9 protein-coding genes are annotated in these 10,068 nt (G+C 30.4%); 8 read left to right on the forward strand and 1 reads right to left on the reverse strand.

Going from position 1 to position 10,068, the window contains the following annotated elements; translation table 11 throughout:
• Positions 1-38: 38 nt before the first annotated feature.
• The gene (locus EGM88_RS12235; protein WP_123898631.1) at positions 39-1,196 is read right to left on the reverse strand and encodes a dipeptidase; all 1,158 of its coding nucleotides are present in this window, start codon (positions 1,194-1,196) and stop codon (positions 39-41) included.
• A gap of 170 nt (positions 1,197-1,366) precedes the next feature.
• Here EGM88_RS12235 and EGM88_RS12240 point away from each other — a divergent pair, with 170 nt between their 5' ends.
• The 8 genes from EGM88_RS12240 (at position 1,367) to EGM88_RS12275 (ending at position 9,716) form a co-directional block, all read left to right on the forward strand.
• Complete coding sequence (locus tag EGM88_RS12240) at positions 1,367-2,044, forward strand: hypothetical protein (protein WP_203229465.1); 678 nt, start codon at positions 1,367-1,369, stop codon at positions 2,042-2,044.
• Between the two features lie 54 nt (positions 2,045-2,098).
• Entirely contained in the window at positions 2,099-2,521 is a 423-nt protein-coding gene (locus EGM88_RS12245; protein ID WP_238988437.1) for a DUF1801 domain-containing protein, read from the forward strand.
• A 233-nt stretch (positions 2,522-2,754) separates the two neighbouring features.
• Complete coding sequence (gene leuC / locus EGM88_RS12250) at positions 2,755-4,155, forward strand: 3-isopropylmalate dehydratase large subunit (protein WP_123898633.1); 1,401 nt, start codon at positions 2,755-2,757, stop codon at positions 4,153-4,155.
• A 34-nt stretch (positions 4,156-4,189) separates the two neighbouring features.
• Positions 4,190-4,786: a 3-isopropylmalate dehydratase small subunit gene (gene leuD, locus EGM88_RS12255; protein ID WP_123898635.1), complete on the forward strand. Its 597-nt coding sequence runs from the start codon at positions 4,190-4,192 to the stop codon at positions 4,784-4,786.
• A 110-nt stretch (positions 4,787-4,896) separates the two neighbouring features.
• Positions 4,897-6,414 (forward strand): alpha-isopropylmalate synthase regulatory domain-containing protein, encoded by a 1,518-nt coding sequence (locus tag EGM88_RS12260; RefSeq protein WP_123898637.1) that lies wholly within the window; start codon positions 4,897-4,899, stop codon positions 6,412-6,414.
• Between the two features lie 104 nt (positions 6,415-6,518).
• Positions 6,519-7,826: a carboxypeptidase-like regulatory domain-containing protein gene (locus tag EGM88_RS12265; RefSeq protein WP_123898638.1), complete on the forward strand. Its 1,308-nt coding sequence runs from the start codon at positions 6,519-6,521 to the stop codon at positions 7,824-7,826.
• Positions 7,827-8,026: 200 nt separating this feature from the next.
• Complete coding sequence (locus EGM88_RS12270; RefSeq protein ID WP_123898640.1) at positions 8,027-9,148, forward strand: DEAD/DEAH box helicase; 1,122 nt, start codon at positions 8,027-8,029, stop codon at positions 9,146-9,148.
• A gap of 142 nt (positions 9,149-9,290) precedes the next feature.
• Positions 9,291-9,716, forward strand: a complete 426-nt coding sequence (locus EGM88_RS12275) for a 3D domain-containing protein (protein WP_123898642.1) — start codon at positions 9,291-9,293, stop codon at positions 9,714-9,716.
• The last annotated feature ends 352 nt before the right edge of the window (positions 9,717-10,068 follow it).

Here is a 10,068-nt window from a genome sequence, read left to right on the forward strand (position 1 = left end):
ATGTAAATGACGTTTTACCTAGCAGATGCAAATTGTATTTAAGATTGTTGAATTTCATTAGCAACTTTTTGTACATCGTCTAGCACACGTAGTAGATTGCCTCCCCAAAGTTTAGTAATTTGCTCTTCTGTATAACCGCGTTTAACAAGTTCTAATGTTACGCTAAATGTTTCTGAAGCATCTGACCAATCAATTAAACCACCACCTCCGTCAAAATCAGAAGCTATTCCAACATGATCAATTCCTATTAAATCGACCATATAATCTATGTGATCAACAAAATCTGATACGTTGGCGGTTTCTGAATTTTCTTTTTTTGTATAGGATTTAAAAGCAACAGTTTGAACTACACCATTTTTTTCTTTTATCATTTTCAATAGTTCATCAGTTAAATTTCTACTGTGATCGCAAACTGCTCTGGCAGAAGAATGTGAAGCAATTACTGGAGCTTTAGATAATTCAATTGCTTGTTTGTTGGCTTCAATAGATGGATGAGATAAATCAATCATCATACCATATTTATTCATTTCAGCAATAACTTCTTTACCTAACTCACTTAGTCCATTATGCAACCATACATTATCTTTTTCACCAGTATTAGAATCTGCAAGTTGACTATGTCCATTATGGGCTAATGACATATATCTTGCACCTAAATCATAAAACTTTTTTACATTAGTAATATCTGTTCCAATAGGATAACCATTTTCTACGCCAATCATGGCAACTTTTTTACCTGCTGAACTAATTCTTCGTACATCATCAGAAGTAAGTGCCAACTCAATTTTATCAGGAGCAATCTCTTCGGTTAATCTATGAATAGCTTCAAATTTAGCCATAGCATTTGCATAAGCTTTTTTATAACCAGCAGTATTTAATTCTTTTTGACCTGTATACACAATAAACCATGCCACATCTAGTCCTCCTTCTTCCATTTTAGGCAAATTTACCTGAGTTTCTAATCGTTGTGTGTAATTTTTTTCTTTAGTAAAATTAGCAACATTAATATCTACATGAGTGTCTACAGTAATTACACGCTCATGAATTTGTTTTGCTTTAGTAACAAAATCTAAGGTGTCTTTTTCTGTTTTGTTAGTGCTAATTGAATCAGTTTGAGTATCAGTAATTTCGGTTTTTTTATTCATATTACAAGAAGAAAGTGCTAAAAGAACTATTAAAAAAAGAATTTTTTTCATAATAAATTGAGTTAAATACGATTGAAACCATAAAAATATATATAATTATTTATATTTGAATGAAAATATTTCAATTATGAAATTTAAAAATAATATATTTTAAATATTTGATTTAAAATATAGTTATTAAATATTTGATTTTTAATTAATTATAAAAAAAATATATTCAAATGATACTTTCTAAAAATATTTTACTTGTTGTTTTTTCTACATTAGTTTTAATTTCTTGTAATAAAACAAAATCTAAAAAAGAAGTAATTGAAGTAAATGAAACCATAGTAGATCAAAAAGAGGAGGTTAAAGAAGTTATTCCGAATCAAAAATTAACACCAGAACAACAAATAGCTTCAGCTGTTTTGGCTGCACCTCCAGAAACAAGAGATGGAGCCAAAGTTTATGGTTATGATGATGAAGGTAATTTTATAACTCTTAGAGAAGGTACTAATACTATGATATGTATTGCAGATAACCCAAATAAAAGTGGATTTCAAGTAGTAGCCTATCATGGTGATCTAGAGCCTTTTATGGCCAGAGGAAGGGAATTAAAAGCAGAAGGTAAAGGAACAAAAGAGGTAAGAGAAATTAGGGAAATGGAAGCCAAAGAAGGCAAGTTGCAAATGCCTAAAAATCCTTCAACTTTACATGTTTTACAAGGTGAAAAAGGGGGGTATGACCCAGAAACAGGAACCAATATAAATACACATTATAGATATGTAGTTTATACACCATTTGCTACACAAGAAACTACAGGGTTGTCTTTAAAACCAAATGCTCCTGGTCATCCTTGGTTGATGTTTCCGGGTACTGCTGGGGCTCATATTATGATTTCACCTTCTTCAGGGAACTAAAAACGATTAATGTGAGTAAAATAAACTCAAGAGTACTCAATTAGCAAGTAAAAAGTGGAAATAATAACTAATTCTTTTGTAAAAGAAGTTTACGATAATTATCCTGATTTTGTTAGAGATAAGATGTTTTATTTACGTGAATTAGTGATGGAAACCGCATCTGAGATTCAGGGGATTACTAGTATAGAAGAAACTTTAAAATGGGGTGAGCCTAGTTTTATTACCCTAAAAGGTAGCACCTTGCGTATGGACTGGAAAACAAAGACACCACATCAATATGCCTTATATTTTAAATGTACCAGTAGATTGGTAGAAACGTTTAAAATTGTTTTTAAAGATACATTTCAATTTGAAGGAAAACGAGCTATTGTTTTTCAATTGGATGATACAATTCCTGTAAAAGAGTTAAAGCAATGTATAAAAGCTACTTTGACCTATCACGATGTAAAAAAAATGGTTTCGTTGGGTATTTGTTAAATTTTTGGATAAGATATTTTTTGAAATTATAAATGATAAAATGCTATTTTAATATCAATTAAAAAGTGTTATTCAAAACTATAAATAGTCAATAATAATCTTTTTTTTAATCTTATATTTCCAATCTACTTCATGTTGAACATCGTAATCCTAACTCAAAAATAATTTAGCATTATTTTATAAAATTATATATTCGCAATCATTTTTTAAAAATCAAAAAAATAAGATTGATTATGAGTAATACTTTATTTGACAAAGTTTGGGACGCCCATGTAGTACGCAAAATTGAAGGAGGACCAGATGTTTTATTTATAGACAGACATTTAATTCATGAAGTTACAAGTCCTGTTGCTTTTTTAGGATTAAAGAATAGAGGTATTAAAGTTATGGAGCCGCAACGTACATTTGCAACGGCTGACCATAATACGCCAACTATAAATCAACATTTGCCGGTTAAAGATCCTCTTTCTGCAAATCAGCTAAAAGCTTTAGAAGAAAACTCTGCTGAACATGGTATTATTCATTGGGGATTAGGGCATGAAAACAACGGGATTGTTCATGTTGTAGGGCCAGAAAATGGAATTACACTTCCTGGAGCAACTATAGTTTGTGGAGATTCTCATACCTCAACACATGGTGCTTTTGGGGCTATTGCATTTGGTATTGGTACTTCAGAAGTAGAAATGGTACTTTCTACACAGTGTATTATGCAGCCCAAACCAAAAAAGATGCGAATTAATATTGAAGGGAAATTAAATAAAGCCGTTACTCCTAAAGATGTAGCATTGTATATTATTTCTCAACTTTCAACTTCAGGTGCTACTGGTTATTTTGTAGAATATGCTGGTAATGTTTTTGAAGAAATGTCTATGGAAGGTAGAATGACTGTTTGTAATTTAAGTATAGAGATGGGAGCCAGAGGAGGAATGATAGCTCCAGACCAAAAGACATTTGATTATATTGAAGGAAGAAAATTTACTCCAAAAGGATCCGATTGGGATAAAGCAATGGAATATTGGAAAACCTTAAAGACAGATGAAGGAGCTACTTTTGATCAAGAATATACTTTTAATGCAGCAGATATAGAGCCAATGATAACTTATGGTACCAATCCTGGTATGGGTATTGGAATTTCTCAAAGTATCCCTAAAGCAGATGCTATAAAAGGAGGTAAAGCTACGTATGAAAAATCCTTAAATTATATGGGATATGATGAAGGAGATTCTATGATTGGAAAAACCATAGATTTTGTATTTGTTGGAAGTTGTACAAATGGTAGAATTGAAGATTTTAGAGCGTTTGCTTCTATAGTAAAAGGAAGAAAAAAAGCAGATCATGTTACTGCATGGTTAGTTCCAGGATCACACAAAGTAGAAGCACAAATAAAAGAAGAAGGAATTTTAGACATTTTAACTGATTCAGGTTTTCAATTGAGAGAACCAGGATGTTCAGCATGTTTAGCAATGAATGATGATAAAGTTCCTGCAGGAAAATATGCAGTAAGTACATCAAATAGAAATTTTGAAGGAAGACAGGGGCCAGGTTCACGCACACTGTTGGCGAGTCCATTAGTAGCAGCTGCAGCTGCAGTAACTGGTAAAGTAACAGACCCAAGAGAGTTGATGGCATCATAAAAAAAATAATAAAAACATAATAGAAAGTCTAACAATGGCATACGATAAATTTAATATACTACAAACATCAGCATATCCACTACCAATAGAAAATGTGGATACAGATCAAATAATACCTGCACGTTTTTTAAAAGCTACTGAAAGAAAAGGATTTGGAGATAATCTTTTTAGAGATTGGAGATATAATGCAGACGATACTCCTAAAATGGATTTTCCTTTAAATGATTCTAAATACAGTGGTAAAATATTAGTTGGAGGAAGAAATTTTGGTTCAGGTTCTTCTAGAGAACATGCGGCATGGGCCGTTTATGATTTCGGTTTTAGATGTGTTATCTCTAGTTTTTTTGCAGATATTTTTAAAAATAACTGTTTAAATGTTGGGGTATTGCCAGTACAAGTAAGTGAAGAATTTTTACAAGAAATTTTTGAAGCAATTTACGATAACCCTAAAACGGAAATAAAAGTAGATCTGCCAAACCAAACTGTAACGTTAATGAGTACAGGGAAATCTGAATCGTTTGAAATTAATTCTTATAAAAAAGAAAATATGTTAAATGGTTTTGATGATATTGATTATCTACAAAATATAAAAGGAGAAATTCAAGAATTTGTAAAATCACGTCCTTTTTAATTTTTAATAATAGCACTTTGTCTGTAGTTTAAATTTAATATAACTAATAATAAACCCTAGAGAAGAGCTTTCTTTAGGCATAGAGAGAGCTCTTTTCAATGTATACTTTTATGAGTAAACGTAAAATCGAAATCATGGACACCACTCTAAGAGATGGTGAACAAACAAGTGGTGTATCATTTTCAGCAACTGAAAAACTGACTATTGCTCAATTATTATTAGAAGAATTGAAGGTTGATCGTATTGAAATTGCATCAACAAGAGTTTCTGAAGGAGAATTTAAAGCGGTAAAAGGCATTACTGAATGGGCAACCAAGAAAGGTTATTTAGATAAAGTTGAGGTATTGTCTTTTGTTGATAATGGTTTGTCTGTTAAATGGATGAAAGATACAGGAGCCAAAGTCCAAAACTTACTCACAAAAGGCTCTTTAAATCATTTAACATATCAACTAAAAAAGACTCCAGAACAACACTTTTCTGAAATCCAAAAAGTAATAAAACTTGCTGAAAACGAAGGGATACAAACCAATGTATATTTAGAAGATTGGAGTAATGGTATGCGTAATTCTCAAGAGTATGTATATCAATTTTTAGATTTTCTTGAAACACAGGCTATAGAGCGAGTATTATTACCAGATACATTAGGAGTTTTATCTCCAGAAGAATCGTTTGAGTTTTTATCTGATATACGAGGTAAATATCCGAAAATGCATATCGATTTTCATGCTCATAATGATTATGATTTAGGTGTTTCAAATGCATTAGAAGCAGTAAAGGCAGGGGTTGATGGTTTGCATCTTACCATTAACGGAATGGGTGAAAGAGCAGGGAATGCTCCGTTGGCTAGTGTTGTAGCGGTTATAAATGATTTTTTACCAGAGGTAAAAATAAACGTTAATGAAAAAGCTTTATTTAAAGTAAGTAAACTTGTAGAAACGTTTTCAGGATTTAGAATTCCTGTCAACAAACCTATTTTAGGAGACAATGTGTTCACGCAAACTGCTGGTATTCATGCTGATGGAGATAGCAAAAAGAATCTTTACTTTAATGATTTGTTGCCAGAAAGATTTGGGAGAAAAAGAAAATATGCTTTAGGAAAAACATCGGGTAAAGCTAATATTCAAAAGAATCTTCAAGAACTGGGCTTGCAATTAAATGATGAAGATGTTTTAAAAGTTACGCAACGCATAATTGAATTGGGTGATAAAAAAGAAGTGGTTACCAAAGAAGATTTGCCTTATATTATTTCAGATGTTTTAGACAGTAATATTTATGAAGAACGAATTACTATAGAATCTTATGTGTTAACACATTCTAAAGGATTAAAACCTTCTACTACAGTTGCTGTAAAAATTGATGGAGAACTCTTTGAAGAACATGCACAAGGAGATGGTCAATTTGATGCATTTATGAATGCATTGCGTAAAGTTTATAAGCATAAAGGACTTATTCTGCCTAAGCTTACAGATTATGCTGTAAGAATTCCTCCAGGTTCTAGTTCTGATGCTCTTTGTGAAACAGTTATACGTTGGCAAATTGACGATAAAACTTTTAAAACAAGAGGATTAGATTCTGATCAGACTGTTTCTGCAATTAAAGCTACTCAAAAAATGTTGAATATGGTTTAAGCTAAGCTATTTAGACCTCTTTTTAATACGTTAAATATTTAATATTTAAAACTTTATTGTATTTTTTTTAGTATCTTAGGTACCATAATTTAAGACTTTTGATTATGGGCAATCTAACTATTTCTAATAATCTGAAGGGGGCTTTATTCCCCTTAGTTTGTGTTATACTTTTTTTATGTTCTAACACAGTTTTTGCATTGTCTATTTTACAGGAAGATATAAATGACGAATATATTGAGTATAGTGGTATTGTGGTAGATAGTGAATCAGGAAATGCTTTGGTTTTTGCATCATTAACGGTTAAAACTACCAATATTAGCACAATTACCAACTCTGATGGTCAGTTTTTATTAAAAGTACCTAAATCTATAAATGATGCTGTGGTAATTATTTCCTACATAGGGTATGATACCAAAGAAATTTCTGTCAGTCAGTTAAAACAAAAAGACAATAGAATAGAGCTTATTAATTCTATAATTCAATTAAGTGAAATAAATTTAGTACTTCCTGCAGATGCTAAAGAATTAGTGAAGACAACCTTAAAAAGAAAGGGTGAAAATAATGTGAATCAACCAGTTTTAATGACGGCTTTTTATAGAGAAACCATAAAAAAAGGACGTAAAAATGCATCGCTGGCAGAAGCAATAGTAAATGTTTATAAACAACCTTACACCTCTCCCAAAAACGACAATATTGAATTGTTTAAAGCTAGAAAAAGTACAGATTATAGCAAGTTAGATACTGTGGCTCTTAAGTTACAAGGCGGTCCTTATAATCCATTATATATTGATTTAATGAAATATCCAGAGTATATTTTTAATAAAGATTTGATTAATTTATACAGATTTAGTTTTGAACCTTCTACAACTATTAATGGAAAACCAGTTTATGTAGTTTATTTTGAGCAGATCAATTCAATAGTAGAGCCGTTGTATTATGGGAAATTATTTATCGATTCTAAAACATTAGCTTTAAAAAGTGCCATTTATAATTTAAATGTAGAAAATAAGGAGTTGACGAGTAACTTATTTGTTCGAAAAAAACCTAATAATATTACGGTTTACCCTACAAATGCAGCTTATCGAGTTGATTATCGCGAAAAAAATGGGAAATGGTATTACGGTTACGCTAATGTTCAATTGACCTTTAAAGTAAAACGTAAAGGTAAATGGTTTGCTTCTAATTATTCATTAACTAGTGAAATGGCTATAACAGATTGGAAATTTAATCTGAATAATGAAAAATTGAAGAATAGAGAAAAGCTCAAAAAATCTGTAGTTATTAGTGATGAAGCATCAGGCTTTTCAGATCCTGAGTTTTGGGGGGCTTATAATGTTATAGAACCTGAAAAATCAATTGAATCAGCTATAGAAAAAATTAAAAAACAATTGAAAAAAGCCAATAAAGGATAAGCAATTCCATAAATTATTTTACCAAGTATCTGTTGCGAGAGTATATACTACATATGGTAATTTTAGTGAAATAAATCTTAAAGACTTACCTTTATTATAGTTTATATTAAAAAGATTTTATCTGTAAAGGGGGTATTTTTAGTATTTTTTAATTCAGTTGTATTATTAAGCGTACTTTTGCAAAAAATTACATTCATTATATGTCAACGTTTTCTAATTTAGGTATTCAATCATCTTATATAAAATCTTTAAAAGAATTAGGAATAACTGTTCCTACAGAAATTCAAGAAAAAGTAATTCCAGTTCTTTTAAATTCTCATACAGATTTTATAGGGTTGGCTCAAACTGGTACAGGTAAAACCGCTGCCTATGGATTGCCAATATTAGAAGCTATAGACACTTCTAAAACTAGTATTCAAGCATTAATATTAGCACCTACACGAGAATTGGTTCAACAAATTCAGAAGCAATTATTTAGGTTTACTAAATACCATTCTGAAAAAATATTTTCAGAAGGAATTTATGGAGGTGAAAAAATTGATATTCAATTAAAAAGAATACAAAGAACAACACATATTGTTGTTGCTACTCCTGGCAGATTAATAGATTTTATAGAACGGGGAGCTATTGACTTAAAAAATATTAAAACATTAGTGTTAGACGAGGCTGATGAAATGTTGAGTATGGGGTTTAAACAAGATTTAAATACCATATTAAAATATACAAGTGGCAACCGAAATACTTGGTTGTTTTCTGCAACAATGCCTGACGATATAAAAAGTATTGTAAAAAAATACATGTCGCCTAAAGCTATAAAAATAGCTGTAAATGAAAATAATTTAGTAAATGCCAATATTAGTCATCAATATATAATTACTAGCATTAAGAAAAAAACAGATGTTTTAATTCAGATCTTAGAAAATAAACCTGAAGATAGAGGAATTATTTTTTGTAGGACTAAAGCAGGTACACAAAATCTTACTCATATTTTAAAGCAGGAAGGGTTTTCAGTTGGAGCTCTTGAAGGTGATATGCAACAAAGAGATCGAGATAAAGTAATGAGAGCTTTTAAAAATAAAAGTGTACAAGTACTAATTTCAACAGATGTATCTGCACGTGGAATTGATGTTAATAATTTAGCTTTTGTAATTCACCACCAATTACCTGAACAATTAGAGTATTACACTCATAGAAGTGGTAGAACAGCCAGAGCTGGAAAAAAAGGCGTTTCGATAGCATTAATTTTGCCAAATGAATTACAGCAAATTCATAGTATTCAAAAAGCTTTGGATATAGAATTTACTGAAGTTTTTGCATCTTAAACTACAGCTATTCTAGTATAATAATATGATTGAACTTTAAATCTATTTAAGATTGAAAGATTAGTACTGAAAGCCATATTTTTTTTCGTTAAGATTTTTTTAGTATTTTTCATTTGTATAATTTACTGTTGAATAGAATATTATGTTAAAAAAGATTTTCGTTTTTCTAATTGTGGCCTTCTTAGTTGGATGTAAAAACACAGTTGAAGATCCTTTTATTTGGAAAACTATTGAAGTTACTGCTACAGCTTATAATTCAACAGTAGCTCAAACCGATGGAAATCCACATATTACAGCTTGGGGAGATAGTTTAAAACCAGGAATGCCTTATATAGCCGTTTCAAGAGATTTAGTTAAAAAGGGGTTAACACATAATACACCTGTAAAAATTGAAGGGCTTGTTGGTACTTATCTTGTAAAAGATAAAATGCATTATCGTTGGCGGAATAAAATTGACATCTACATGGGGAAGGATGTTAAAGCTGCTAAAGCCTGGGGACGTAAAAAAGTTGAGATAAAATATGGCATTATTGATACTGTAAGGGTAAAAAATCAACTACTTTTTTAAACGTATTTTTTTGAGTTTTTAAGTAAATCTTCTGTAAATGTAGTAACCTTTAATTTTTGTTTTCTATATTATTTGTATTCGTCTATTATTTAAAGAATAGATTTTTTTAAACAAAAAACATGAAATATTTCATTGATTTAGAGATGTTTATTTTTTATTGAGAAATTGTTTTTAAAAAAATGTAAAAATAGGGTAGGGTTTTTTGTGAGTTTGTTGTTTAGTATATGAACAGTGAAATGTATTATTATTTAAACTTTATAAAATTAGATATACTATAAGATAAAATCATAAAAAAGGGGTAATAACTGTCTGAACGCTATGGTGAGTTGAGACAGTTTTTTTTTGCTTTTAC

The organism is Aureibaculum marinum (assembly GCF_003813905.1).
Lineage (GTDB): Bacteria > Bacteroidota > Bacteroidia > Flavobacteriales > Flavobacteriaceae > Aureibaculum > Aureibaculum marinum.